General features: G+C 57.8%; 19 protein-coding genes. 5 read left to right on the top strand and 14 right to left on the bottom strand.

What is annotated here, in order from left to right; genetic code table 11:
• Window positions 1-3: 3 nt before the first annotated feature.
• Both ACR0LZ_RS19855 and ACR0LZ_RS19850 read left to right on the top strand, forming a co-directional pair.
• On the top strand, window positions 4-4,434 hold the full coding sequence (locus tag ACR0LZ_RS19855; protein WP_480751888.1) for a two-partner secretion domain-containing protein: 4,431 nt from the start codon (window positions 4-6) through the stop codon (window positions 4,432-4,434).
• Between the two features lie 691 nt (window positions 4,435-5,125).
• Window positions 5,126-5,557: a GtrA family protein gene (locus tag ACR0LZ_RS19850; RefSeq protein WP_480751887.1), complete on the top strand. Its 432-nt coding sequence runs from the start codon at window positions 5,126-5,128 to the stop codon at window positions 5,555-5,557.
• 2 nt (window positions 5,558-5,559) lie between these two features.
• Here ACR0LZ_RS19850 and ACR0LZ_RS19845 read toward each other — a convergent pair whose 3' ends face one another.
• The 7 genes from ACR0LZ_RS19845 to ACR0LZ_RS19815 form a co-directional block, all read right to left on the bottom strand.
• Complete coding sequence (locus ACR0LZ_RS19845) at window positions 5,560-6,936, bottom strand: hypothetical protein (protein ID WP_480751885.1); 1,377 nt, start codon at window positions 6,934-6,936, stop codon at window positions 5,560-5,562.
• Window positions 6,937-6,939: 3 nt separating this feature from the next.
• On the bottom strand, window positions 6,940-9,762 hold the full coding sequence (locus ACR0LZ_RS19840; protein WP_480751884.1) for a peroxidase family protein: 2,823 nt from the start codon (window positions 9,760-9,762) through the stop codon (window positions 6,940-6,942).
• Window positions 9,763-9,775: 13 nt separating this feature from the next.
• A complete protein-coding gene (locus tag ACR0LZ_RS19835; protein WP_480751883.1) occupies window positions 9,776-11,506 on the bottom strand; it encodes a thiamine pyrophosphate-binding protein in 1,731 nt (576 codons plus the stop codon).
• 417 nt (window positions 11,507-11,923) lie between these two features.
• Window positions 11,924-12,421 carry a sarcosine oxidase subunit gamma gene (locus ACR0LZ_RS19830; protein WP_480751882.1) on the bottom strand — a complete coding sequence of 166 codons (498 nt, stop codon included), beginning with the start codon at window positions 12,419-12,421 and terminating at the stop codon, window positions 11,924-11,926.
• 1 nt (window position 12,422) lies between these two features.
• Window positions 12,423-15,293, bottom strand: coding sequence for a 2Fe-2S iron-sulfur cluster-binding protein (locus tag ACR0LZ_RS19825; protein WP_480751880.1), 2,871 nt, complete (start codon window positions 15,291-15,293; stop codon window positions 12,423-12,425).
• Entirely contained in the window at window positions 15,283-15,537 is a 255-nt protein-coding gene (locus tag ACR0LZ_RS19820; protein ID WP_480751879.1) for a sarcosine oxidase subunit delta, read from the bottom strand. The genes ACR0LZ_RS19825 and ACR0LZ_RS19820 overlap by 11 nt, the downstream gene beginning before the upstream one ends.
• 16 nt (window positions 15,538-15,553) lie before the next feature.
• A complete protein-coding gene (locus ACR0LZ_RS19815) occupies window positions 15,554-16,804 on the bottom strand; it encodes an FAD-dependent oxidoreductase (RefSeq protein WP_480751877.1) in 1,251 nt (416 codons plus the stop codon).
• A gap of 349 nt (window positions 16,805-17,153) precedes the next feature.
• Between ACR0LZ_RS19815 and ACR0LZ_RS19810 the strand changes: the two genes are divergently transcribed.
• Together ACR0LZ_RS19810 and ACR0LZ_RS19805 are read left to right on the top strand one after the other, a co-directional pair.
• Window positions 17,154-18,221, top strand: a complete 1,068-nt coding sequence (locus ACR0LZ_RS19810) for an aromatic ring-hydroxylating dioxygenase subunit alpha (protein ID WP_480751875.1) — start codon at window positions 17,154-17,156, stop codon at window positions 18,219-18,221.
• A gap of 95 nt (window positions 18,222-18,316) precedes the next feature.
• On the top strand, window positions 18,317-18,895 hold the full coding sequence (locus tag ACR0LZ_RS19805; RefSeq protein WP_480751873.1) for a helix-turn-helix domain-containing protein: 579 nt from the start codon (window positions 18,317-18,319) through the stop codon (window positions 18,893-18,895).
• A gap of 27 nt (window positions 18,896-18,922) precedes the next feature.
• Here the strand turns inward: ACR0LZ_RS19805 and ACR0LZ_RS19800 are convergent, their stop codons facing one another.
• Genes ACR0LZ_RS19800 through ACR0LZ_RS19785 form a run of 4 tightly spaced genes read right to left on the bottom strand, consistent with a single transcriptional unit; the run spans window position 18,923 to window position 22,381 of the window.
• The gene (locus ACR0LZ_RS19800; RefSeq protein ID WP_480751871.1) at window positions 18,923-19,678 is read right to left on the bottom strand and encodes an amino acid ABC transporter ATP-binding protein; all 756 of its coding nucleotides are present in this window, start codon (window positions 19,676-19,678) and stop codon (window positions 18,923-18,925) included.
• A 9-nt stretch (window positions 19,679-19,687) separates the two neighbouring features.
• The gene (locus ACR0LZ_RS19795; protein ID WP_480751869.1) at window positions 19,688-20,593 is read right to left on the bottom strand and encodes an amino acid ABC transporter permease; all 906 of its coding nucleotides are present in this window, start codon (window positions 20,591-20,593) and stop codon (window positions 19,688-19,690) included.
• A 49-nt stretch (window positions 20,594-20,642) separates the two neighbouring features.
• The gene (locus ACR0LZ_RS19790; protein ID WP_480751867.1) at window positions 20,643-21,485 is read right to left on the bottom strand and encodes a transporter substrate-binding domain-containing protein; all 843 of its coding nucleotides are present in this window, start codon (window positions 21,483-21,485) and stop codon (window positions 20,643-20,645) included.
• Window positions 21,486-21,529: 44 nt separating this feature from the next.
• Window positions 21,530-22,381, bottom strand: coding sequence for an amino acid ABC transporter permease (locus tag ACR0LZ_RS19785; RefSeq protein ID WP_480751865.1), 852 nt, complete (start codon window positions 22,379-22,381; stop codon window positions 21,530-21,532).
• A 153-nt stretch (window positions 22,382-22,534) separates the two neighbouring features.
• On the opposite strand from ACR0LZ_RS19785, the gene ACR0LZ_RS19780 reads away from it, so the two are divergent.
• Window positions 22,535-23,428: a LysR substrate-binding domain-containing protein gene (locus ACR0LZ_RS19780; RefSeq protein WP_480751863.1), complete on the top strand. Its 894-nt coding sequence runs from the start codon at window positions 22,535-22,537 to the stop codon at window positions 23,426-23,428.
• Here ACR0LZ_RS19780 and ACR0LZ_RS19775 read toward each other — a convergent pair.
• The 3 genes from ACR0LZ_RS19775 to ACR0LZ_RS19765 are packed head-to-tail and all read right to left on the bottom strand — an operon-like array spanning window position 23,412 to window position 25,626.
• On the bottom strand, window positions 23,412-23,987 hold the full coding sequence (locus ACR0LZ_RS19775; RefSeq protein WP_480751862.1) for a thiamine pyrophosphate-dependent enzyme: 576 nt from the start codon (window positions 23,985-23,987) through the stop codon (window positions 23,412-23,414). The genes ACR0LZ_RS19780 and ACR0LZ_RS19775 overlap by 17 nt on opposite strands.
• The gene (locus ACR0LZ_RS19770) at window positions 23,984-24,532 is read right to left on the bottom strand and encodes a decarboxylase (RefSeq protein WP_480751861.1); all 549 of its coding nucleotides are present in this window, start codon (window positions 24,530-24,532) and stop codon (window positions 23,984-23,986) included. The genes ACR0LZ_RS19775 and ACR0LZ_RS19770 overlap by 4 nt, the downstream gene beginning before the upstream one ends.
• Window positions 24,532-25,626 carry a pyridoxal phosphate-dependent aminotransferase gene (locus ACR0LZ_RS19765; protein WP_480751859.1) on the bottom strand — a complete coding sequence of 365 codons (1,095 nt, stop codon included), beginning with the start codon at window positions 25,624-25,626 and terminating at the stop codon, window positions 24,532-24,534. The genes ACR0LZ_RS19770 and ACR0LZ_RS19765 overlap by 1 nt, the downstream gene beginning before the upstream one ends.
• Window positions 25,627-25,656: the final 30 nt, after the last annotated feature.

Raw genomic sequence — 25,656 nt, 5'->3', positions numbered from 1 at the left:
AAGATGGCACACCCATATTCTTCACCATTCCTCGTCGGCACCTTGGCGACGTTGCTCTGCACAACTGCCTTGGCGGACAGTCTGCCAACGGGCGGAACCGTAAGCGCTGGTTCCGTGGCGATCACTTCTCCATCGTCGTCCCAAATGAACATCAATCAGGGCTCAGATGCCGCCATCGTCAACTGGAACAGTTTCTCCATCGGTCAGGATGCTCAGGTCAACATTGCCCAGCCAACGGCAAACAGCACTTTGTTGAACCGGGTAACCGGAAACACTACCTCGCAGATTCATGGCCAGCTGCACGCCAATGGTCAGGTTTTTCTGGTCAACCCAAACGGTATTTTCATCGGCCCGAACGGACATGTACAAACCGGCGGTTTCGTGGCGTCCACTTTGGATATCAACAACGACGATTTCCTTACCGGGCAATATCGATTCAATGGGCACGGCAGTTCGGCAAGTGTCGAAAATGCGGGCCAGATTTCAGTTGTACCGGGGGGATATGCCGCTCTGATGGGTGGCAAGGTCAAAAACTCGGGTGTCATCCGGGTCCCTCTGGGCAAGGTTGGCCTGGCGGCCGGAGAGCAGATTACGCTTGACGTCTCCGGTGACGGTTTCCTTCAGGTTGCCGTACCCTCCGACAGCGACGACAGCATGGATGCATTGGTCGAAAACTCTGGGTTGATCGAGGCAAATGGCGGTCAGGTGCATCTGTTGGCGGCCAGCGCGCGGGATGCGGCGCGTCAGGTTGTGAACATGTCGGGCGTGATCGAGGCGCAGACAGTCGGCGGACGTTCCGGCGCCGTTGTTCTGGGAGGAAGCGGCGGCAGCGTTAACGTCAGCGGAACAATCAACGCTTCTGCACAGGTAGAGTTGGTTGAAACCAGTCCGCGTCCCGTGGCTCGACCGGCGACCGGAGGGGACATCACCATCACTGGCGAGCAGATCACGCTTGCTGGCGCCGAGCTTCTGGCCGACGGGGCAGGGGAGGGACAAGGCGGCCTGATCCGCGTGGGCGGTGACTATCAAGGCAGCGGCACTCTTCAGCACGCTTCGCACGTTGATGTCGATGCCGATACACGGCTGTCCGCCAATGGCGGCGACAGCGGGGACGGCGGTCGCATCATCGTCTGGTCCGATGTCTATACCGAGTTCGACGGCCTGATATCCGCCCGGGGCGGTGATATTGCTGGCGACGGTGGCTTTGCCGAAGTGTCGGGCAAACTGGATTTGCGCTATCGCGGTTTGGCCGATTTGCGAGCACCCAACGGCGAAGTCGGACTGCTGCTGCTCGATCCTACAAACATCACCGTGCCCGGCACCATTGACGTGGTCACGATAGAATCCAATCTGGCCACCACCTCTGTTGAACTCAACACCAATGGCACCGGATCTTTGGTTGTGGGTGGTTCCCCGACGGATCTCGGCGGCTCGGGGACGGACGTCGGTGACATTACGATCAACAGCGCGATTACCTGGAACAGCTTCAGCGAATTCCGGCTGACAGCTAACCGAAATGTCATCCTGAACGCCGGGATAACCGGAACGACCGGTGAGTTTGCCATTAATGCCGGCGGCACGATCACCACCGGCGCAAGCGGAGCCGTAAACGTAGGGACTTTCCGACTGGAAAACGGTACTTGGTCTCAGGTGAACGGAACGTTGCCCGCATTTCAGGCTTCGGATTTTCAACTCGGCGGTTCCACCACCTTTTTGCGTGCCCTCGGCGGTGACGGGTCTGCTGCCAATCCATATCAATTGGCGGACATCTACGGCGTACAAGGGGTAAACAGCACCTCACTATCCTCGTCGAATTTCGTACTTGCCAATGATATCGACGCAAGCGGAACATCTGGTTGGTTCGATTTTGGCGAAGGTTTCGAGGGATTCCAGCCCATCAGTTCGTTTGACGGAACCTTCGATGGGATGGGCCACACGATTGACGGGCTGTTTGTCGACCGCTCCGGAGCTATAGGCGGGCTGTTTACCACGCTAGGAAGCGGCGCGGTCGTAACAGATTTGCGGCTCGCGAATGCTGATATCGTGACCGGCGGCGGAGGTATCCTTGCCGCTGTCAACAACGGGTTGATCGAAGGCTCGTCTGTCTCGGGATCGATGAGCAATCAGTCTTCGGGTGGGTTTGAGTACGGCGACTCCGGTCCCTTCGGCGGCATGGTTGGAACAAATAACGGCACCATTCGCGACAGTTTCTCGTTGGCTTCTGTCAGCTACCAAGAGCCGGGTTTTGGGTCAGGGTTGGTTGAAATCGGCGGGCTTGCGGGTGTGAACGATGGAACCATACTCAGGTCTCACGCGGGCGGAACGGTTACGGGCACCGATCCTGGGTCTGGTTCAACCATCGCCAGCTTCCATGCGGGCGGCTTGGTTGGTGAGAATGGTTCGACCGGGTCCATTCAAAGCTCTTACGCCATCGGCGACGTAACACTTCCCCTTGCCGGCGGCACCGGGACGGCTGGGGGCCTGATTGGCAATAATGCAGGTGGAACAGTATCTGCATCCTATTCAATAGGCGGTGTTTCGGTTTCGAACGGAACTGCCATCACCGGTGGTCTGGCCGGGGCCAATACAGGAACGGTAAGCGGTTCTTTCTGGGACACGGGCACGTCCGGACAAAGCACCAGTGCGGGCGGCACCGGGTTGAACACGGCCCAGTTTCAGGACACGGATGGTTTTGTCTCGCTGGCAAGTGCCGTTGGGTGGGATTTCGCGAACAACTGGGCTCCGGGCGCATTCGGCCTCTATCCCCAGAACTACACCACCAGCCCCGTGATCTACGTGACATATGATCCACTGTCCGCCCAATACGGCAGCACATTCTCCGCGACCGCAACCGGCACCGTCACAGGTGGTCCGGGAACCTATTTGTTCGGGCCGGCAGGTGACACACTCGACACCGCACCAGCCTTCACAAACTTGTTCTTTGCCGACGATACGGTAGGAAGTACGACGTTTGCGACGTCGACGACATCGCTCAACAGCTCTCAAGGCATAACATATGACGTCGCGGCCCTGTCCGGTGCAGGAACGGTTACACCCGCGCCTTTGACTATTACCGCAAATGACCAGTCCAAGACATATGGCACGACGTTCAGCTTTGATGGCACGGAATTCACGGCAACGGGCTTGATCGTCGCGAATGAAGATTTTGTGTCGAGCGTCACGCTGACAAGTGCAGGCTCGGCCGAGTTTGCCAGTGTAGCCGGAAGTCCCTACGCAATCGTCGCAAGCAACGCGACCGGCGGGGGGTTGAGCAACTACGATATCACCTATGTAAACGGTCAGCTGACCGTGGATCCCGCGTTTTTGTCCATCACCCCCGACTTCCTGAGCCGCACTTATGGCGACGGCTTCGCCTTTACCGGAACCGAGTTTACGACAACGGGCCTTTTGGGGTCCGACACGGTGACAAGCGTGACACTGACCAGCGCTGGCGCGGCTCAGTTCGCTCCGGCATCGGGCAGCGCCGGATATCTGATCGAATCCAGCAACGCCATCGGGTCAGGTGTCGGGAACTACGACATTTTTTATGATACCAGCCTATTGTTCGTTGATCCTGCGTCTTTGACTGTTACCGCGCTAAATCAGGTAAAACCGGAAGGTCTTGAATTTGTTTTCAACGGGACCGAATTCACCACTTCTGGCCTTGTGAATCCGGCCGATAATGTTGCCTCAGCGCAGCTGCAAAGCGCAGGTGCCTCAGCGGACGCAACAATTGATGACTCGCCTTACGCAATATCTGTTTCCAATGCGACCGGCAGCGGCCTGTCGAACTATGTCATTACTTATGTGGCCGGCCTTTTCGATGTTGTGGAGGAAATAAACGTTCCGTATCCGCCGATACCCAAGATCGAAATCACCCCGACCGTAGATACCAAGATCAGTACCGGCGGCGGTGGCGGTGGCTCCAGCACCGGTGGCACTGCCGTCACACCGGTCGAAGAAGCAGCCAAGACGCTGGATACGGTCGAAATCGTTTCCGATGACTTGGATGCCCGTATCGCGTCGTGCGGTGGCCAAGGTGACGATGTTGCATTGTACCTGGCCTGTCTCGCCGATGCGATGGACGACTACGCGGGCGATCTTGAAAGCATTGCATCCGACCTGCCGCCCGGTTTGGAACAGATCGGAGACATTGTCCGCGGTGCGGCCGCCGGGGTACGGGAAGCAGGCGAGAATGCCAATCGCCGTCTTGCCCTGGCAACCACGGCCGCAGAACGTGAATCCATCCGGCGTGAGGCCGCCACACAAGCACGACGTGCGATCCAGTCGGCTCAATCTGAAATCCGTAAGGCGATCACCCTGATCCGAGCTGATGATCCGGAACTGGCGGGATTGCAACGTCAGCAGGTCGAGACAATCGTACAGGCGGTGGGCCGCGCCGAGATTAGCCTGTCCCGCGTGCTGGAGTTGTGATGCACCGGCACGACGGATGACTTGCTTCTACGTGTGATTTCAAAAGGCGCTCCAGCTCTGCAGGGCAGGGGCGTACAAATTGAAACGCCTAACGGCAGGCAATCGCGAAAGTGGCCCCAACCGCAGCAATGTTTCCATTGACTGGATGATTAATCATTCCTCTACGTTATTGTTGACGGGATGGATTTTTGCGAAATCCGATTGGCATATGAAGAACGCCGCGCAACACATTGTAAGTAAAAAAATATCAAAATCCACAAGCTGAACTGGTTGGTTGAATTCATTGCGTATTTAAGAAATTTGTAATGCTAACTGTTCAGATGTGGTAGATTGAAACAGTCGATCGCCGTCTCTAGTTTTTGGTGTTTCCACCTTTTAGCAAAGCAGGAAGGTCAAGGAACGCGGGGTGTTCTTTCGCGGCCAACCTTCTTTCTTTAGGTCCCGATACGAGAGACGTTCGCTCGATGATCGCAGGAACGTTTCCCGCGATGTGTTTGAATGTAGTGCACCGTGTTTGGTGGTTTGGTTGTAAATGGTACTGGGGGGTTGTCCCAATGAGTGGGGATAAGCAAAAGGGTTTGCCGTCTTCGTCGTGGTCCGACGAAGCCGGCTTTGAAAATACTAAGGCCGCATTGGGGTCTGTCTGCAAGCGTCGCTTTGCAGACATTGCCTTTGGCCAGAGGGTGGGCAGATGACTGTTTGCTGCTTGCCCAGACCGGTTGATGACATCTCACTCCCCAGAGGACTAAGGCTTAACCTTGTTCCTTTTGGATTGCTTTGTGTTTTGTCGGGTTATTCAGTTTATGCGGTGCTGGTATTTGCCGGACTGAATCCGTTACTCGCGCTAACCGCGCAATTCGCTTTGTGTTGGGATCTTAATCTGCGATGCCACGCAACTCATGTGTTCCGTTCCAGAGGAACAACCAGGTCGCGCGTCTATATCCTTGCGAATATCGTCGTGTATCTGTCGAACCTTTACCTACTGCAGCTGGTATTGAAGTCTGGCGCAGACGCACTTACGGCTCAGGCCCTGGCGCTTTTGCCGATTGCGCTTCTTTCACACGTTTTGAACTCCCATGCTTTGGGCGTGCGGCCACGCGACTATCGGGGCGATTTGTTCTGACCTCACGAAGGCCAGTTCGCGTCCTGCGCGCGCTGTGCCTCGGTCAAACCGTCGTCAAAGTAAGTCTCATAATATTCGTTTTCGACCCGGTGCGTCTGCAGCCAGATTCCCGGCGCGTGAATCGCTTCGCAATGCGCTGGAAAGCGCCCGTGTGTATCATGGATATAGGTGCAGATATCGCGCGCGCAGTTGATCACATCCTGCTCGTATTCTCCGGCCTCTTCCAGATACTTGTTCCCAAAATCACCTTTGTAGATCCTGGCGAACAACTCCTCGTTTTTGTAGATGCCGCCATCGCCGAACTTGCCGGCAATAACCGCATCAACGGCATCCGACATTGAATTGTAATAGGGTGGGCATTTGCCCTTGATCAGATGTTCCCCGTGGTGACGCAGTCCCACTGCGTGAGCGCGGACATCCTTCATCCTTGTGATCGGCAGCGTATGCCAGCGGAACAAATCCATGAACCGCCATCTTGGCGAAACATGATCGAAGTTCAGCATGGATCCGTATTTCTTCTGGAACTTCGGATCGCCAAGCAAAACAGGCGGAGAGATTGCAGCGTGTATCCAGCCACCGAGGCCCAAGGCCTCCGTGACCAGAAACAGGTTTTGAATCAGCAGATCCGCTTCGATCTGAGTACGCATCTGGCCCAGGGCGCCCAATGGAATTTTGATATCGGGGTTCAGGAATCCCTTCTTGATCCACTCCTTGACACCAGCGGGCTGATAAAAGTTCCGATCATCCACAATGACCGGGCGCGCATGGTCGGGTTGGGTCAGCAGATACATCAACGCATTGATGTACTGGTGCGACAGATCCACCACGGGGAAAAAGATCGTTGATCCGGGCCTGTTCGACAAAAACCGGTTTGCATCAAGATAGGCCGGAAAGTCGCGCATATCGCCGGGCACATCAATACGGCGATCCAGAATGCGCACCTTGGCTCGTTCCGCCCGCTCCATCAACACATCCGGCGTCCAGTTTTTGGTGCCGCCTGCCAATGGATCGAGACGGCGCAGGAAATATGTACCGCTATCGTTGATCATGAAGAAATGCGTGCCTTGCGCATTATCCGGGCTTCCCGCAGTGCGCCCTTCCATCACCAGGTTGGGTTTGGACATGATCGGATCGCCGCTTTCGTCGTCGAAAAAGGGTCTGTCCGGCATGGTCATGCCTGACGCGCCGGTTGCCGCGATCAGAATGGCCTCTTGCAATGGATCGAGGGGTGAACGTTCGTTTTCTGACGTCCAACTTAAAGAGCCTGCAACCACGTTCGAACCACGGCTGACCCGCTTGGTTCGCCGGTTCCAAAGGGTTCGGGCAAGGGGGGTTTCCAAAAAGGCATCTAGCCCCTTCGAGGTGTCGGCTTTTCCCATATCTCACCCTCCGTCTACAACCCGCCATGGAGCAAAAGCGGTACCCGTTTTTGGCAAGACCGATGCAAACTCGGGGAAGTGACGCAGCAGTACCGACTTCATCCCGTTCCGTGCAATCCAATCCATACCCAGCGGTGTATAGACTTCCGGTCTGAAATCGGTGGTCAGGAACCGGTCTGACTGCAACCGCCGCGACGCCATCAGAACAAACACACGAAACGCGGTGTCGGAGAATCCAAACCCGTCGGGGGGCGTTTCCCCCAGCAAGCCGATTACCGTATCGACCTTGTCGATGTCGCCATAAAGCTCTTCAAGTGTCCGGTTTGTTGCGGGGTCTGCCGTCAAATCCTCCCACCGGGTTACCGGGGGCATATGCAAACCTTTGCGAAACTCGTTGTAACGCGGTACGCGTCGCGCGCGGGTTCGTACAATGTCGACAACCGACAAATCGATCAACTCGCCAAATCGCTCCAGGTTCTGAAGCGACTTTGGAAAGTTGTGCAGTGTGATTGCTCCGGGATGGGCAACTGCAAGTGAGTATAGCGCATCCCTCAGTCCCAGCTTTCGCAATTGGTCATCGGTGTGCTGGCCCTGAATATCCAAAAATCCAAGCCGCGCTTTTTCCTTGCCGGACCCGAAGTCATAAAAGATGTAATCATCCGGAATAAGCGGATGCATCCGGTAAACCGTCGCGAACTCCTCGGTCAGCGCGTATCTGGCCGTGTGGTGATCAGGAAGGGTTTCCGGAATGCCCTTCAAGGCATGCACGTCCGTCAGCCATATCCCCAACCGTGTCAGCCAGGACTTTGGCGGACCGAACCAGTTGGTCTTCATCCCGATATCCAGCGCCTCGGTGCCAAGAATGGCGGGGGTCCATTCGACCGTATGTATCTTGGCAATCAACGCTGACACGATCAGTCGCGCGGTCTGATAGACTCTTTCTTCGTCCATCCGCGGATATTCTCTGCTCAACGCATCGCAGATCGCATTGTGTTCACGGGCAAAAAGCGTGTGCATGGTCGACAAGCCCAACCACCAGCTTTCGTTGAACCCGGTCATTTCAAAACCGTGAACGTTCTCGGGCAGATACCCGTTATCTAGTTTGAGCTTGGCTCCATCTCTCAGCGACTGCGCCGTCTTTGAATTGTTGCCATAGACCTCCGATCCATCCCACCAATGCGAGGTTTCATTAGCAAACAGGAACGGATCGCCACCGTCACCAAGCGGGATGTTTCCCGCAATGCGCATTTCCCGTTCGGGCACTCCATCGGGTGTATTGCGCCAATCGGGATAGGCATCGGGGATCGGGACAATGTCATCCTGTTCGCCCAGCTTGCGGCGTTCATGTGCGACCCAGTCATGAACCTGAAACTGTATCCAGGAGGCCGCCAGAATATTCAGAATCTTGGCCGGGATGAAAGAGTCCCGATCCATCAGCCTACGCGCAACCTCTATCGGGTTGGGACTTGCAGAGGGCTGGATTTGTGGCGGCATGTTGCGCCCGAAACTGGCGCCCACCGCTCCCATTCGGGGATCGGAAAGGTCGTTATAGGTGCCATCATATGTTCGATACAGCCGCTGTTCGGCGGTAGGTTCTGATGGGACAGTTCGCGCTGACGGAACCTTTTCTTCGGGATCGGTGTCGAGCAGACTTTTCTGTCTCAGGTCGTATCTCAGGGCGTCCAGGTTCAGCAGTTGTATCAACAGAAACGGGATCTTATGCCATGGCACGCGCCGGTTGACCGCGCGAAGAACGGACCGCGCCAAATTGCCAAATACCCGGTTCTGCAATGGCAGTGGATGTGCCTTGAACCGCTTGCCTTGACGATGGGCCGCCGAGGCATCATAGACCGTCTTGCGTGCCCGGTTCAGGTTTCCAAGCGGCCTGAATGCGTCCGTCGTGTTCCACGGGTTGAATGCCATGCCGTCAACAGCCGCGGCGTCGGCCAATGCATCGGTCGTGGAAAGATCCCGCCGGGGTATCACCAGTTCAGCTACCTTGATAGGAGGGCTGACAGTTTCTTCCCATTCATGCGCCGCATCTTCGATCGGTGTCTGGGCTTCCGATACAAAGCGTTGGGCAAACAGCTCAAACAGAATGTCCCCCCTGGCCTGTCTGGCTGCGAATTCGGATGAAAGACGTGCAGGGCCAGTGTATTCGCCAGCAACGCCAGGTGCGCCGGGAGCCGGCTTGAAAACATACCGCACCGCCTCGTTACCCCAAGCGATGGCGCCGCGGCTCCAATAGCTTTCAAGGGCGACACTGTCACAAGTCCTAAGCGCCTCACGAACGTTTTGCAGCATGCGCCATGTCTCGGACGGGCCCAGTACAAAAGCCAACTGCAAAAGGCCAAAGAGCTTCGACACCCTCCCTCCGGCAAGCGCGTGAGCAAAAATCACGAATTGTCGGGCGTTGCGCGCGTGCGGCACGGGATAATTCGTGGCCAGAAGGTCGTGCGCGACGCTTTCGCTCTCTTCAATGCGCACAGCGATGCCACGCAAATCCTTTTCCTCGTCCGACTGGGTTTGTGAAGACGCGTTGGAAAACCGGACCATCGCGGGATAAACAGATCCGGGTTTGGCAAAGCCAACTTGCAGGTCTTCAGGGAAATCTTCGACAAAGCGGAGCTCGGCACCTTTCAATGCCGCAATCGATTTGGTGTGAAAGGCCCGGTCCACCTTGCGTGCCTTGGCCGCCGCCTGAGACTTGAGTTGGGCGGCCATCATCAGTTCGGCAAGTTTTTTGGTCTCACTTCGCTCAGCCTCCGGAGAACCGCCAGAATAGGTTTCGGTCCACTTGTGCGAAGTCGCGGTATTGCCGGTCATCTTGGCCTCCCAATCACAACCCAAATCTTTCGCGCACACCCGACCAGAGCGCAGCCAGAATTCCTTCGGGATGAGGCGAATAATGCGGCAGGGCCAGACGTGTGATCCGGGCGTCGATCAACGTGGGCTTCCCGCTGGCCAGGGCGGCACGAAATGCCTCTTCGAAATCGTCCAGCTTGTCGACAGAAAAGCCTTGCGCCCCACAGGCGCGGGCATAGGCGGCATAGTCGGGATTGTCGAACTCCACCAGACCGGTCTTGAAAAACGCTGATAGCTGGTAGAGCTTGATCAACTTGAACTCTCGGTCATTGAAAATGACCCAGATGACCGGGATGTCGTATTGCACTGCAGTCATCAACTCGAACCCGGTCATCAGATAGGCGCCATCTCCTACTGCAGCGACCACCGGCCGGTGCATTTGAGAATATTTTGCGCCAATGGCACCGCACACACCGATGCCCATAGGCCCGTAAGTTCCGGGTTTACGAAAATTCTGACCTTCGTCGAGTTCTAGATAATAAGCCGTCCAGGCAGCATGCGCCCCCGCATCAGTCAGAACGATCCCACTGGGTGGAAGCATCTGCGAGATTTTTTGCACCATCTCACCGGGGTGAAGTTCTTTCTGCGGCGAGATGATGAACCGTTCATCATAGTCCTCGGGCCGATAGTCGCGTTCTTCGATTGGGCCTATCTGGCGGTCTAGCTGTGCAAACACCTCTTCCAATGCTAGTCGGGCGTCTCCCTGAATGACAAGGTCGGCCTTGTAGAACTTGTCGAACTCACCCGGATCGATATTGATGTGAATAAGCGTTTTGTCCTTGAACAGATCCTCAAAGAAATCGAAAGTCGCATGCTGTGCGAAAGAATTTCCAACAGCCAGAACGACATCTGCCTCTTCAAAGACTTCCCACGCCGCCTTGTGGCCGGAATCGCAATACAGCCCGATGGCAAGCGAATGCTCTTCATCCACAATTCCCTTGCCGTCCATTGTCGTCAGCAGAGGCATCTGAAAGCGCTCAATGAATGTTCTGGTGATCTCGTGCGCCTCTGCTCGAATGGCCCCGAAACCAGCCAGCAAAACGACCGTTTTTTCGTCGCCCAAGGCGTTTTTGAGGCATTCGACAACTTTCCCGACTTGTGCCGGGTCAGGACGCATGACGGTTTTGCTCAGCTTCAACGGCTGGAAATTCGTTACCTCGACATTGGGGTCGGTGATGTCTTCGGCGATTGCCACATGAACCGGTCCCGGACGTCCTTCAAAGGCGACATCGATCGCTCGCTGCAACACATCGACAAGATCGTTCGGATCGGTGACCAAATAATCTGCAGGTTCTCCAGTGGCGGGGTCTTTCTTGGTCACCGCCCGAAAAATCATGCGCGAGTCCGGTGTCCGGACCAATCCCGAAGTCTCGTTCAGGCTCCCGCGACCTTGCCACGCCAATGTCGAATAGCCGCTTATCGCCAGCAGAGGATAACTGTCGGTCAACGCCACCGACAGACCCGAAATCAGGTTGAAAGCACCAGGGCCCGCTGTCGCAAAACAGACCCCCAGCTTGTTGGTGAACATGGCATGGCCGCAGGCCATAAAGGCCGCACCTTGTTCGTTCTTGGCGATAACCGGTCTGATCTTTTCCGAGGCATCCAGCGCCAGCATCAATCCCGCGGCGTTTTCACCAGCGCCACCATATGCGGCATCGACACCAATGGATTCGAGCGCGGCAACAACCGCTTCGTACACCCGCATTCAATGCACTCCGCCAATAAATTCTCTAGTATAGTTTGAGTAATCTACCAAAAAATCGCGAATTAAGATAGTGACGGCCAAACCGGTTGGTATAAAGTCGCCAATGGAATACTTCTAATAATTCACCATAACACTGATTACACGATGTAGAGCCACAGCCATATTCCGACCCCGCCGCTATCAACTCTCTACCGTTTCATGCCGTCCCGCCAGAACCGATGCTTTCGGCCTCTGGGACGGTTACGCTCTCGAAATGGCCGCCTGAAAGACGCGGGCCAGACCGCTGTCAGTCGCGTGCAAACAATTTGGCAATACCGCTCAGACCGCTTGAAAAATCAGTTGCTAGAATAGGTTGCATGCGCATGATACTGCGTCTGGTATTTGTGGATATGGACGCGGGTCATTGCGGCTCCTTCATCAAGCGGTGGCGCGGGACAAATAATCCTCCATCATATCACCAAAGCTTTGCTCGATGGCAATTTCGAAGCCCTTTTCGCACCGCATTACCAGTGCCTTGAGGCCGAAAACTTCGGTGAACGTGGTCGCCTCCTCACTGAATTCAGCGTCATGCATATCCAACGGGCAGGCTATGGACATCACCTCGGCGGCCTGTGGGCCCACTACGTGAAAAAAGATCAGCGTATCGGAAACACACACGATACTGATATCGGCCGGGCAGTCAGTCGGCCGGAGCGTTGTATTCAGTACGCCTTCTAGCTCCAGAGGTGCCCGGACGATCCAATGGTGGTTCCCGATAAAGTACACTTCTATGTTGCCCCGCGCGCGCCGCGTGTTGGGCATTTCTGGCAATTTGGGCAAGATATCACCGCACCAGCTTTGGATAGCCGAGGGCGCGCCTTTCAGATCGAATAGCGCATACAGGCTTTGCCGGCGGATCTGCACGTCATAGCTCATGTCAGGACCTCAACAATTCGCCATCCGGGTCGTGAAACACCGGCTTGGTGATGGTTACCGGGATCGTCCCACCCTTTAGACGCACATGCGCGGTTTCCCCGTGCCGTGCATGGCCATTTTCCAAAAGCGCAAGACCAACCCAACGATCGTTGACAACGCTCCAGACGCATGCAGTGACAAGCCCTTCGGTCGCTTCCCTGCGCCCGCCTGGGGTCAGCGGCGCACCTTCGGGAATCTGGCGGCTCGGATCCTGTGGGAGCACACCCACAAGCTCGCGCCGAGGGCTGCCGCCGGCGCGGCGAAGCTCGACCGCGCGCTTGCCCAGATAGTCGGGTTTCTTTTTCGACATTACCCATCCCATTCCAAGATCATGGGCATCGACGGTTCCGTCGACCTCGTGCCCCAGCGACAGGAACCCCTTTTCAACCCGCAGAACATGGCTGGCTTCGGACCCCACCGGCTCGATCCCAAAGGATTCGCCTACCGCCATTACCTTGTCCCACAATTCCCGCATGTGCCGAGGGGCGACGTTGACCTCGAAAGACAGCTCGCCCGTAAAGCTGACCCGAACCACCCGCGCAGGCAGGCCGGCAACAGTCCCTTCACGGAAACTCATGAACGAGAACGTGTCGGAAGACAGATCAATATCGGTCCCCATGGCCTGCAATACCTCGCGTGCCCGCGGCCCACAGATCGTGGCATTGTTCCACTGGCTGGTGACGGTCGTGATCATCACCTGCCAATCGGGAAACTCGGTCTGCAGCAACTTTTCCATATGCTGGTTCATCGCATCAGCATGACCGGTTGAGGTCGACATTAACCAGCGATGCTCGTCCAGCCGCAGAGTCACGCCATCGTCCAGGATCAGCCCATCATCAGATAACATCAGGCCATACCGTACCTGACCCGGCTTCAGGCTGGACATCACATTGGTATAGAGGAAATCTAGAAACCTGCCGACATCCCGCCCCTTGAGTTCGAACGTACCCAATGGCGAACCATCATAGACACCCACGCGTTCGCGCACTGCGCGGCATTCCCGATTTACCGTCTCCTGAAAGCTCTCATTTCCACGCGGAAAATATCCCGGCCGCCGCCAGCGCGCGCCCGCCTCGTACATGAAGGCACCCTGTTTCAGATTCCACTTCGTCACCGGCGTGTGACGATAGGGGAACAGGACGCTCCCCTCGCGAATGCCGCCAATCGCTCCAAAAGAGACCGGGGTGTATGGCGAGCGAAAGGTGGTTGTTCCGACATCTTGCAGCGGGCGACCCTGCTGCATCGCCACCGTTCCGATGATGTTGATGTTGCCCGTTTTGCCCTGATCAATTCCCATGCCGCCAGTGGTGTAGCGTTTGACATGCTCGATGTTGTCATAGCCTTCCCGCAGCGCCAGATGTACATCATCCACAGACACGTCGTTCTGCAAATCCAGAAATGCCTTTCCGCGCTGACCTTCCGTATCTACACGCCATAGCGGTTCGATCGCATAGTCCAGTTCCTCACCACCTTCGACAATCCGATCCAGCGTCATATCACCAGCGGCTGCACCGACGGCTCGGCAAGCCTGCACGGCCTGATCGGGAACGAATCCGGCGATGCTTTCTTCGAACCGCACCGAGCTGCGCGACTGTGACCACAGATGTACATTTGGACTCCAACCACCTGACAAGGCCAGAACATCGCAATTGATCCACTGGCCCGAACCGCCACTTAGCGGCTTGGTAAAAACGGCCTTGACGCCTTTTCTCCCCCGAACACCTGCGGCCACGGTGCCAGCGTAAACCGGCAAGCCGTTGACTGCATTCAGCGCGGCCTGTGGCACGGTCTTGCGGCTGTCCAGAACGGCAGTCACCGTGATACCCTTTGACACCAGATCCGCAGCAACTTCATAGGCGCTGTTGTTGTTCGTGAACAGGGCCACCTGTTGGCCCGGCCGCACTCCAAAGCGGTTGGCATAAGCCTGCACCGACGAGGCCAGCATCATGCCTGGGCGGTCGTTGTCACCGAACACCAGCAGACGTTCGGTTGCGCCGGTTGCAATCACCACCTCACCCGCCCGGACCCGCCAACTGCGCTCGATCACCGAGAGGTTTTCAGGCCCGCGCTCGTTTACAATCAACAGGTTGTGCTCACGATAGGCCCAAACAGTTGCGTTCTGCAGATGGGTGACATTTTTCATCGCTCGCAATTGAGCAACCGTGTCCCCCACCCATTCCATTGCCGGAGCGCCATTGATGAACAGCTCGCGGTTGAGGAGGCTGCCGCCGGCCTCACGGCCTTCGTCCGCAAGGAACACGCGTTTCCCAGTCTGGGCCGCTTCCAGCGCGGCACGCAATCCAGCCGGACCCGCCCCCGCAACCAGCACATCCGTATGCGCATGACGCGCCTCGAAATGACCCGATGCGGGCGGTTCGGGCGGCGCTTCGGCAAGGCCTGCAGCCCTTCGGATCGAAGGTTCGAACAGGTGCCAGTCCGGCCATTTGAATGTCTTGTAGTAGAACCCCGCCGGGATGAATTTCGCAGCCAACTGATTGACACCGCCCAGATCAAAATCAGGCGAGGGCCAACAGTTGACCGAGCGCGCGCTCATCCCGTCACGCAGCGGTACCGTGGTAATCGGATTGTTGCCCGAGGCGTCGACACCTTCAAGCTCGACCAGAGAGGCGGGTTCTTCCGGCCCATGCCCGACGATGCCACGCGGCCGGTGGTATTTGAAGCTACGGGCAGTGACGCGCACTCCGTTTGCCAACAACGCCGAGGCCAGCGTGTCGCCTTCATAGCCTTCATAAGTTTTGCCGTTGAACCGAAATTTGATCGGGCGTTCTCGGTTGATCAGCCCACCCGAAGCGAAACGGTTTTCATTTCCCATCGGGCTTCTCCACAATGTCATGGGTTTTGGTATCACGCCAGATTTCGAACCAGGTGCCGCACCCGCGCGCGTGCCACCAACGTTCCTGCACAGGACCCAAGGGGTTTGGTACTATGGTCAGGTATTCGACCCATTCCACATCGCTGGCAGTATTCGGGTTGGGGCGATCAGCTCCGACGGGACCGCCATAGACAAACTCACTTTCGTTGCGACGCCCACAGAAAGGACAGGGAATGTTCATCATGATCTCGTCCTCCTGCTCATCGGGCAGTTGTGGTGCCGGATTCCATCACGAAATCCAGATTTCGGAACCTGTTTAGGGTGAAATCCGCCATCAACGGGTGAGGCTCACCCCGAGAGACGAGATGCGCCAATGTCAGCCCCCCGGCGGGAATGGCCTTGTATCCACCCCACCATCCGGCGGTGATGAAAAGCCCTTCGACATCCGTCTTGGACATGATCGGAGAGGCGTCATGAGCGATGTCCAGGTGACCACCCCATTGCCGCATCAACTTGAGTTTCTTGAACGACGGGAACAGCGACAACATCGCTGTCACCGTGTCTTCGAACACGTGCTGCTTGATGTCCCGTCGAAAGCTCTGCCCCATATCGGGCGCGCCGCCGATCACCATCTCTCCCTTGTCGGACTGGCTGAAATAGAAGCCACTATCAGGGCAGTTGACGATCACGTCGACCAGCGGCTTGACCGGCTCCGAGACAAAGGCTGTCAGGTTTATGGTGCGCAAAGGCAGTTTCAATCCGGCAGTTTCGGTGATTGTTGTCGTGTGACCTGACACGGCCACCACTACCTTGGGCGCCGCCACTGTGCCACGGGTGGTCTCGACCCCTTCGATACGACCGCCCGCACCGCGTATCAGTGACAGAACAGCAGTTTGTTGATGTATTTCAACCCCCAACGCATCCGCACCGCGAGCATAGCCCCACGCCACCGCGTCGTGCCGATTGACCGCGGCATCCGTATGCACCATCCCGCCGATCACCGGCAAACGTGCATCTGGGCCGCCCCCGGTCAGTGCCGGTATGCGGCGGCGCAATTCCTCTGTCGAGATCTGCTCATAGGTGGATCCATAGATGTCCATAGTCAGTTGCCGACGACGCAGCTCACGCATTTTGGGGTAGGTCTGAACGACATCGACCATGGTGCGCTTGGAGTGCATCATGTTGAAATTCAACTCTTTTGTGAGCCCTTCGTACATCTCTACCGACTTGACATAGAAGGGAATCGATGCGTCTCGCATATAGTTTGAGCGGATCGTGACCGTGTTGCGGGCAATGTTGCCGCCGCCCAGCCAGTCTCGTTCCAGAACGGCTACGTTGGTGATTCCGAACTCCTTGGCGAGGTAGTAAGCGGTGGCCAAACCATGGCCGCCGGCGCCTATGATTATGATATCATAGGAAGATTTCAGCGGCGGAGAGCGCCAGGCGCGGTGCCAGTTTCGGTGGCCGGTCATCGCGTTTCGGGCGAGAGAGAAGATCGAATACTTTTGCATGATAATAAGAATATTTACTTTGACTAATATTTCGTCAAGAATTTTTTTACTTGAGATCAAGCCAATGTTATATCAGCAATGCGTTGCTTTTATTGGATCTTTTTGATTGAGTACTTAAACCACGGCTCGAGAGGACGGACAATTTGGCCGAGAGCAATTCAGAGGAGGCGTCCATCCTCGGCCTGGATGGTGCCGGACCGGTTTCTTTCGGAATTGTCCGAAATGTACATGTTCATCACCCCCGATTGTTCGAATTGTACTTTTGTCTGCCTGTCCTAAATTTTCTCTTTGCGAAAAATTTTGACTTTCAGTAAATTCGCCACAAGCGTGCCAAGCCATGGAGACCATCATGCAAAATGACCTGATCGGCAGTGAACAATTCATTCGCAACAGCTGGTACGTCGCCGGGCGCAGCGCGGATTTCGGACGCACGCTGACGGCGGCAAAGCTGCTGGGCGACGCCGTCGTGATCTTTCGCGGCGAACAGGGCGAACCAATCGCACTGGAGGATGCCTGCCCACACCGGAAACTGCCACTGTCGCGCGGGCGGATCGAGGGCAGCGCGGTGGTTTGTGGCTATCACGGGCTGACCTTCGATTGCACGGGCGCCTGCGTCGCCGCCCCGACACAGGAGGATTCCATCCCCAAACGCGCCACGGTCCGGTCCTACCCTGTCGAGGACCGGTGGGGGTTCCTGTGGATCTGGATGGGCGATGCCGACAAGGCCGACCCCGACACCATCATCGACATCCCCAATTTCGACAATCCACAATGGGGACGCACCCCGCTGGGCGCGATGTCGATGGCCTGCAACTATCTCTACATCACCGACAACCTGCTTGATCCCAGCCATGTCGCCTGGGTGCACGTGACCTCGTTTGCCGGGGCGGGGACCGACAACCGGCCGCTGGAGATGGAAGAAAGCGAAGACCATGTCACGATCTTCCGCTGGATTTCGAACGAGCCGCCCGCGCCCTATTACAAGCCCCTGCTTGGATTTGGCCCCAACTGCGACCGCAAGCAGCACTATGAATGCCGCTTGCCGTCCATCGCGATCAACAAGTCGATCTATGCCCCCGCCGGAACCGGTGGCCAGGACAAGACTCTGCCGCCCGAGACCTTCATGAACATCTCCTACAATTTCATCACGCCGGTGGATGAGGAGAACTCGCTCTATTTCTGGTTCCAGCACCGCAACCAGCACGCCGGCGACGAAAGCATCGACAAGCACATGTTCGAAGGCGCCATCATGGCCTTTACCGAAGACAAGGAGGTGCTGGAGGAAGTTCAGACCGGCATGGCAAATCGCAAGACGCCCTATCTCAACCTTGGGCTTGACGCGGGCGCCATGCGCTTTCGCCAAAAAATCGTCCGCCGCGCCAAGGAAGAACAATCCGCGCCTGTCGCCGCAAAATGACATGGCTTGCCGCTGGCGAACCGAGCCTTCTTGATACGGGGCCGGGCCAACCTTAGATTGGGCGGGCTGAAACGCGAACAGAAGCAGAGGCGGCGGTGGCGTCAGGATCTGAGATAGACGTGGAAATCGGGCGCACGCTGAACCGGCTGCGAACCGAAAGATCGCTGACCGTTACCCAACTGGCGGCCAAGGCGAACCTGTCCACCGCGATGATCTCGCGGATCGAAAACGGTCATGTCTCGCCCTCGCTCTCTTCGATGCATGCCTTGGCTGACGCCTTGTCGGTATCGCTGATGGCCCTGTTTTCCCACAGCAACAGCGCGGCGGATGTCCATCATGTGAAGGCCGGGCAAGGCCTGCCCTCGCGCCGCCTGACGCCCGATCACGCCCATGACTATCTGATGCTGGGCAAGCATAGCGGGCCAAGCGGTATTTTTCAGGCCTCGCGCATACGGATATTGCGGGAGAATTCGGGCACATTGCCCAGCTACCAGCATGAGGGCTATGTCTTTATCTACATGATCGAGGGCGAGGCGACTTATGGCTGCGGCGAGGAACAGTTCGAAATGTCGGCGGGAGATACGTTGAGTTTCGACGCCAAGCTGCCACACGGGTTCAAGAAAATCCGCTCGCCTGCGATCGAGTTCATCACCACCTCGACCCGACCGGCCTGATCAGCGACACCGGCGGGACTGAAAAGGCTAGTGACCCAGAAGCTGGCTGAGGAACAGTTGCGCGCGGTCGCTTTGAGGATTGCCGAAGAACGCCTCGGGCTCGGCCACTTCGATGATCTCGCCCTCGTCCATGAACACAACCCGGTCGGCCACCTTGCGGGCAAAGCCCATCTCATGGGTCACGACGACCATGGTCATTCCCTCTTCGGCCAGTTCGATCATGACGTCGAGCACCCCTGCGATCATCTCGGGGTCCAGCGCCGAGGTCGGTTCGTCGAACAGCATCACCTTGGGTTTCATGCACAGCGATCTGGCGATGGCGACCCGCTGTTGCTGACCGCCTGACAGCTGCGCGGGATATTTATCGGCCTGCGCCGCGATATGGACCCGGTCAAGATAGTGCATGGCCAGTTCGGTTGCTTCCTTGCGGGACATGCCGCGATTTCGGACCGGCCCGAGGGTCAGGTTGTCGACGATGGTCATGTGCGGGAACAGGTTGAAGCTTTGGAACACCATGCCGACCTCGCGCCGGATGTGTTCGATGCTTTTCATGTCGGGCGTCACCTCGACGCCATCAACGTGGATCGTTCCCTTCTGGTGCGCCTCAAGCTGGTTGATGCAGCGGATCATGGTTGATTTGCCCGATCCGGACGGGCCGCAAACCACGACTTTTTCGCCCTCGTGCACGGTCAGGTTGATGTCGAAGAGCGCGTTGAAATCGCCATACCATTTGCACATGCCGGTGATTTCGACCAGCGGTTTGCCGGGTGAGGATTGCAGCATCGGAAACTCCTATCGGCGACTGCGGGCGGCGCGGCGTTCAAGCCAGGCGAACAGAACCGCGAAACTGTAGCACAGGACGAAATACATGCCGCCCACCAGTATCCATGTCTCGAAGACCTTGGTGGTGGTCGCGGCGACTTCGGTGGCGAGAAAGGTCAGCTCCTGGATCGAGATGAGCGATACGATGGCGCTGTCCTTGATCAGGGTGATGAACTGCCCGGCCAGAGGCGGCAGGATCTTGCGGATCGCCTGTGGCAGGATCACGTCGCGCAGGACGTTGGTGCGCGACAGGCCGATGGCGCGGGCGGCCTCCCACTGGCCCTTGGGTACGGACTGGATGCCGGCGCGCACGATCTCGGTCACGTAGGCGCCTTCGAACATCGCCAGACACAGGAGGCCGGCAAGGAAGTTGGACAACAGGCGCGGGTCGCCGAACAGGAAGCGAAAGACGGGGTTGTCGACCATGCCGCCATCGGGATTGATGTCTTCCAGCCCCAGCGCGGGGAAGAGCTGACTGGAGATGAAGAAGAAGAAGATGAAGATGAACACCACCGGCGGGATGTTCCGGATCAGTTCGACATAGCAGCGGCTGATGATCCGCAGGGTGAGGTTCTCGCTGGTGCGCCAATAGCCCATCACGATGCCGATCACGGTGGCCAGAACGGTGGCCCAGACGGCAAGGCGCAGCGTGGTGAACAGCCCGGTCAGCAGCAGGTTTCCGACCCAGCGGCCGGTATCGGCGTCATAGCGGACCAGAAACCCCAGGACCCGCGACCAATCCCAGTTATAGACGAGAACGTCATTCACCCGGTAGCCAGCATAGGCCACAAGACCGAGCACCAGCGCAAACAGCGCATAGTCGACCGGCGTCAGGCGTTTGCGGGGCGGGGCCGGAGGCGGCGCGTTTCGGTCCATCATGCTATCCCGAAGGGCCGGAGGCGCGGGGCGCCTCCGGGGAGTGGCGTTACTGGCTTTCGGCGACCATGTCTTTCCAGGCCGACTGATCCTTGAACCAGTAGTCATGGGTTTCCTTCAGCCAGCCGTTGGAGGTGTTCACCACGATCCAGTTCGAGAAGAAGTTCAGCGCGTCGCTGTCGCCCTTGCGAAGGGCAAAGGCCTCGTCACCCTTGCTCAGGTTCTCGCCGTCATTGGCGACGAATACCTTGTCGGGATGCGCTTCGGACCAGAAGAGCGGCTTGGGCGCGGAGGAGATCATCGCATGGGCGTTGCCGTTCACGACTTCCTGGAAGGCCTGGGCATCGTCGTCAAAGCGGCGCAGGTTGGCCTTGGGAAACTGCTTTTGCGCCAGGTTGCAGGGGGTGGCGCCACGGCGGCAGGCAATGGTCACCGAAGTGTCGTTGTAATCCTCAAGCGTGGTGAAGCCGCCCGCCAGTTCCTTGTTCGCGGCCATCTGCTGGCCGGAATGCGCGTAGGGCGTGGTGAAATTGACCGTCAGGTTGCGCTGCGGCGTGATCGACATGCCGCCGATGATGATATCGAACTTCTTGGCGATCAGGGCGGGGATGATACCGCTCCATGCCGTGGGAACAAACTCGACCTCGACGCCCATGTCTTCGGCCACTTTCTTGGCGACGTCGATCTCGAACCCGATCAGGTTGCCTTCCTTGTCGCGCATGGCCCAGGGCACGAATGTGGCCATGCCGACCTTGAGCTTGCCGCGCTTCTGAATCTCGATCAGGACACTTTCCTGTTCTTCCGCCGCGACCGACGTGGACGAGACGCCAAAGCTGGTTGCGGCGATTGCCGCCGCTGCGAGCAGGCCTTTGACTGGTTTCATGAATTTCATTGGTGTTACCTCCGATGTTGCATTTGGCATCCTGTTTTCAGGATTTATCGTTTGTCCTTGTTGAGAGATCGTTCGAACAGGCTGACGCCGATCGACAATGTCAGGGTCACTGCCAGATAGATGCCTGCGACGATGAACCAGACCTCGAACGCCATGAATGTGTCGGCGATCAGGTTCAGGCCCGCCGTGGTCAGTTCCGCAACCGCGATGACGCTGACGATGGCCGAATGCTTGATCAGTGAAATGATCAGGCCCGTGAGTGGCGGCAGGATCAGCGGCAGCGATTGCGGAATGATGATGAAACGGTATTTGTCGACGATGTTCAGCCCGATTGCGTCGGCGCCTTCGTACTGGCCCTTGTCGACCCCCAGGATACCGCCCCGAATGATTTCGGCGGCAAAGGACCCTTCGAAGAAGGCCAGACACAGTACTCCGGCCCAAAACCGGTCAATGCCGAAGATCGGGGCCAGCACGAAGTAAAACAGAAACAGTTGAACCAGAAGCGGCGTGTTACGGATTGCTTCGAGATAGGTGGTGGCAATGACCCGGCCCGAGATCGAATCCGACAGGCGCGCAAAGGCGGTGACAAAACCGATCAGGACCGCGAATACCCCGGCGATCGAGGCCAGTTTGAGGGTTTGGATCAGGCCGCGAACCAGCGGACCCCAGATGAGTTCACCATCGACGACGCGATAGAAGAATGGCTGTACCCGGTACCATTGCCAGTTGTAGTCCATCGCGTCGGCGCCCCGCCAGATCAGGAAACCGACAACGGCGAACACCAGAACCGCCTGCCCGATCTGCCACAGAGTGCGAGTGAGTTCGGCCATGTTCAGTTCGGTCTTTTCGCGTCGCCGTCTGTCGCGGGGCGTTGCCGCCCATACGCGTCCCGCCATAGCTTCTCCTCGCCTTGCGGCATAAAACATGCCTCTGAAGTATCAATTTCAATCCATAGCTCTGTCAACATATTTCGGGCAATGGTTTGCAAAAATGCTATGCATTGATAAATCAATTGTGTCAGCGCCGGATATTGAGGAAGTAGATACACCATGAAGATCACGTTCAGACAGGTAGATGCTTTTCGAACCGTCGTGTCCACCGGCACCGTAACCGAAGCGGCATCGATGCTGAGGATTTCCCAGCCCGCGGTCAGCCGATTGATTTCGGACCTGGAAGCCGAGGTCGGGTTTGCCTTGTTCCAACGGTCGGGTCGGGTTCTGGTGCCGACCGAAGAAGCCCGTCTGCTGGTTGACGAAGTGCGTCAGGCCGTCAGTGGAATGGAGCACATAAAAGAGGCGGCAACCGCAATCGGCAAGTTTGGTCATGCAAGGTTAAGCCTGGCCGTCACGCCAGGCGTGTCGTCACAGCTTGCCCCGGATTTGATCAGTAAATTCGCCAGAGCGCGCCCTGAGGCGATGGCCCGGATGGAAATCGCATCAAGTGATGATGCGGTCGAATGGATGGTGTCCCAGAACTATGATTTCGGCATCACCACGATGGAACCCGCCAATCCGTCATTTGAAAGTATGGTGATCAAGGACAATGACGTGTACTGCGTACTGCCCAAGAACCACCGGCTTGCCGACAAGACCATCGTTCAGGCCCGCGATCTGGCTGGCGAAAGCTTTATCTCGTACATGCCGTCCTCACGTTTCCGGTTCGAGATCGACCAGTTTTTCGAAGCCAAGGGGATTGAGCGCAGGATGCAGTACGAGACCCGGACGACCGACGTGATCTGTCGTCTGGTTGCCCGGGGGATGGGCGTTTCGGTTGTCGGATCAAGCGGCGAGTATCTGAAGAGCTTTACAGATTGCGTGGCGCTGCCTTTTGCGGCGCCGCTCAATTTCCGGGCCGTACTGTTCTGGTCGAAGAACAAGCCGGTTTCCGCCGTTGGCGAAACCTTTCTGGATGTTGCCCGCGCGAACCTTACGGACGCCGGTTGAGCGCCCGCCGGAAGGTATCGCGCGCGTCGGCACTGTGGATATAGTCGTAGTCGCGCGGATAGGGATCGCCCGCGACAATATCCAGCGCGACAAATTGCGGGCCGGATTGGGCCAGTATGCCGGGCAGCGCGCGGTCCAACCGATCCAGGGTATCGATCTGACATGATCCGGCATAGCCTGCGGCACGCGCCATTGCGTGAAAATCGACCTTGTCAGCGCCGGGCAAGGGGTGTGCGCCGTTGACCTCGTAGACCCGGTTCACCGACAGGAAGTGATACAGGTTGCCGACCCCGGCATTGGCGATGGTCACCAGAGACCCGAGATTCATCAGCAGGCTACCGTCACCGTCGAGCACGATCACCCGGCGGTCGGGATTGGCCAGCGCCAGACCCAGCCCGTGCGAAGACGCCTGCCCCATCGCGCCCACGGCCACATAGTTCAGGTCGCGCGGGTTGAGCGCCAGCCAGTCGAAACAGGTCTGGTAGACGGCGACAACGATATCATCGTCGCGCACATGCGGGATCAGGGCTTTCAATGCGTGATCGCGGCGCAGGGTCATGATACCTCCGGGGGACGGCCAATCAGGAAGATATGCGGGCGCGACGCGGCATAAGCGGCGTCGATCGCCTGAGGGATATGGTCGATATCCTCGGGGTTTTCGATCAGCGAATGCGACAGGTTCATCGCGTCCAGCACCGGGCGGATGATCCGGACCCCGAAAGAGCCCGAGAGGTCGGGAGGCAGGTGCGGCTCTTTTCCCTGCAGCCCCACCATCATCACGACCGGCAGTTCGTAATCGACGCCGATGGCCCGGATGGCGTTCAGGGAATCCATCAGCCCGGTCTGTTGCATCATCAGCAGGGCGCGGGTGCCGTTATAGGACATGGCGCCACAGATGCTGACGCCCTCGTCCTCCTTGCAGATGCGGGTGAGGCGGAAATCGGGGTCGCGCGAGATCGGCCAGAGCAGGCCGTCGCTGGTGACGATATCCGGCAGGGCCACGATTTCGCGCACGCCGGACACCTTGAGCCTGGCAATGATCTGGGCGCCCGAGGGGTGGGCGACCGGGGGCGCATCGGGAGTGATGGCGACGCCGGACCCCATCAGTCCGCACCGCTCAGAAACAGCGCGATGGCATCGCGCGCGGCCTCGATCTCGTGCGCGTGGCCAATGCTGATGCGGATGTAGTCCCGATAGGCGGGCGAGGCGAAACGGCGAATGGCGATGCCCCGCTGCCGCAGGAACCGGTCACAGGCTGCGGCGGACCGGCCCGGATCGGGAAACTGTGTCAGGATGAAATTGGCCTGGCTTGGCACCACCGGCAGGCCGAGGTCAGTCAACTCGGCTGTCAGCCAGTCGCGCCCGCGTCGGTTGGCAGTGCGGACGAATTCCGTGTGCGCCCGATCCTCGAGCGCGGCGACCGCTGCGGCGACCGAGGGCGAGGCGACCGGGAAAGTCAATGCGATGCGGCGCACCGAGTCGATCACGTCATCGGGGGCGTAGATCCACCCGACCCGCGCACCCGCGAGCCCGAAGATCTTGGAAAAAGTCCGGCACATGACCACGTTTCCGGCCCCTTCCACCAGCTTGTGCGCGGGTTCGAAATCGGCGGCGTCCACGTATTCTTCGTAGGCGCTGTCGATGACCAGCAGGCAGGTGTCGGGCACCGCCGCATGCAGCCGCCGCAGCTCTGCCCCGCTCAGGTAGGTGCCGGCGGGGTTTTCCGGGTTGGCAACATAGACGATGCGGGTCCGGTCGGTGATCGCTGCGATCATCGCATCAACCGACGGCTTGAAATGGTCGTCCGTCACCGAGATCACCTCGGCATCGTTGGCATGCGCGTAATTCGGCACCTTGAGATAGCCGTTGGCGCTGCGGATCAGTTCGGTTCCCGGCCCCAGATACGCGCGCGCCAGCCGTGCCAACAGATCATCCGAACCCTGACCGGTGGCGATCCGCGCCGGGTCCAGGCCGAAATGCGCAGCAATTGCAGGGGCCAGGACATGGTCCGGATCTTCCAGATAACGCTCGATCCCGGTGACTGCGGCGCGCGCTGCGGCATGCGCATGCGGGCTGGCTCCGAACACGCTTTCGTTCGAATTCAGAAGTATCGACGCGGGCGGTGCAGGTTCGGATGGAGCACCGATCATGTGCGCCTTGATTCTCTCAATTCCGGCCTTGGCGCGGGCAACAGTCATCGAGGTCTCCGTTTCAAGATTTTCTTGCAT

Source organism: Ruegeria sp. CI1 (assembly GCF_056536925.1).
This window is presented reverse-complemented; position numbering and strand designations above follow the sequence as displayed.

Excerpts from the sequence above, each read along its gene's own strand:
- ACR0LZ_RS19855 (WP_480751888.1), top strand. The coding sequence starts at position 4 with ATGGCACACCCATATTCTTCACCATTCCTCGTCGGCACCTTGGCGACG.
- ACR0LZ_RS19850 (WP_480751887.1), top strand. The coding sequence starts at position 5,126 with ATGACTGTTTGCTGCTTGCCCAGACCGGTTGATGACATCTCACTCCCC.
- ACR0LZ_RS19845 (WP_480751885.1), bottom strand. The coding sequence starts at position 6,936 with ATGGGAAAAGCCGACACCTCGAAGGGGCTAGATGCCTTTTTGGAAACC.
- ACR0LZ_RS19840 (WP_480751884.1), bottom strand. The coding sequence starts at position 9,762 with ATGACCGGCAATACCGCGACTTCGCACAAGTGGACCGAAACCTATTCT.
- ACR0LZ_RS19835 (WP_480751883.1), bottom strand. The coding sequence starts at position 11,506 with ATGCGGGTGTACGAAGCGGTTGTTGCCGCGCTCGAATCCATTGGTGTC.
- ACR0LZ_RS19830 (WP_480751882.1), bottom strand. The coding sequence starts at position 12,421 with ATGAGCTATGACGTGCAGATCCGCCGGCAAAGCCTGTATGCGCTATTC.
- ACR0LZ_RS19825 (WP_480751880.1), bottom strand. The coding sequence starts at position 15,293 with ATGGGAAATGAAAACCGTTTCGCTTCGGGTGGGCTGATCAACCGAGAA.
- ACR0LZ_RS19820 (WP_480751879.1), bottom strand. The coding sequence starts at position 15,537 with ATGATGAACATTCCCTGTCCTTTCTGTGGGCGTCGCAACGAAAGTGAG.
- ACR0LZ_RS19815 (WP_480751877.1), bottom strand. The coding sequence starts at position 16,804 with ATGCAAAAGTATTCGATCTTCTCTCTCGCCCGAAACGCGATGACCGGC.
- ACR0LZ_RS19810 (WP_480751875.1), top strand. The coding sequence starts at position 17,154 with ATGCAAAATGACCTGATCGGCAGTGAACAATTCATTCGCAACAGCTGG.
- ACR0LZ_RS19800 (WP_480751871.1), bottom strand. The coding sequence starts at position 19,678 with ATGCTGCAATCCTCACCCGGCAAACCGCTGGTCGAAATCACCGGCATG.
- ACR0LZ_RS19795 (WP_480751869.1), bottom strand. The coding sequence starts at position 20,593 with ATGGACCGAAACGCGCCGCCTCCGGCCCCGCCCCGCAAACGCCTGACG.
- ACR0LZ_RS19790 (WP_480751867.1), bottom strand. The coding sequence starts at position 21,485 with ATGAAATTCATGAAACCAGTCAAAGGCCTGCTCGCAGCGGCGGCAATC.
- ACR0LZ_RS19785 (WP_480751865.1), bottom strand. The coding sequence starts at position 22,381 with ATGGCGGGACGCGTATGGGCGGCAACGCCCCGCGACAGACGGCGACGC.
- ACR0LZ_RS19780 (WP_480751863.1), top strand. The coding sequence starts at position 22,535 with ATGAAGATCACGTTCAGACAGGTAGATGCTTTTCGAACCGTCGTGTCC.
- ACR0LZ_RS19775 (WP_480751862.1), bottom strand. The coding sequence starts at position 23,987 with ATGACCCTGCGCCGCGATCACGCATTGAAAGCCCTGATCCCGCATGTG.
- ACR0LZ_RS19770 (WP_480751861.1), bottom strand. The coding sequence starts at position 24,532 with ATGGGGTCCGGCGTCGCCATCACTCCCGATGCGCCCCCGGTCGCCCAC.
- ACR0LZ_RS19765 (WP_480751859.1), bottom strand. The coding sequence starts at position 25,626 with ATGACTGTTGCCCGCGCCAAGGCCGGAATTGAGAGAATCAAGGCGCAC.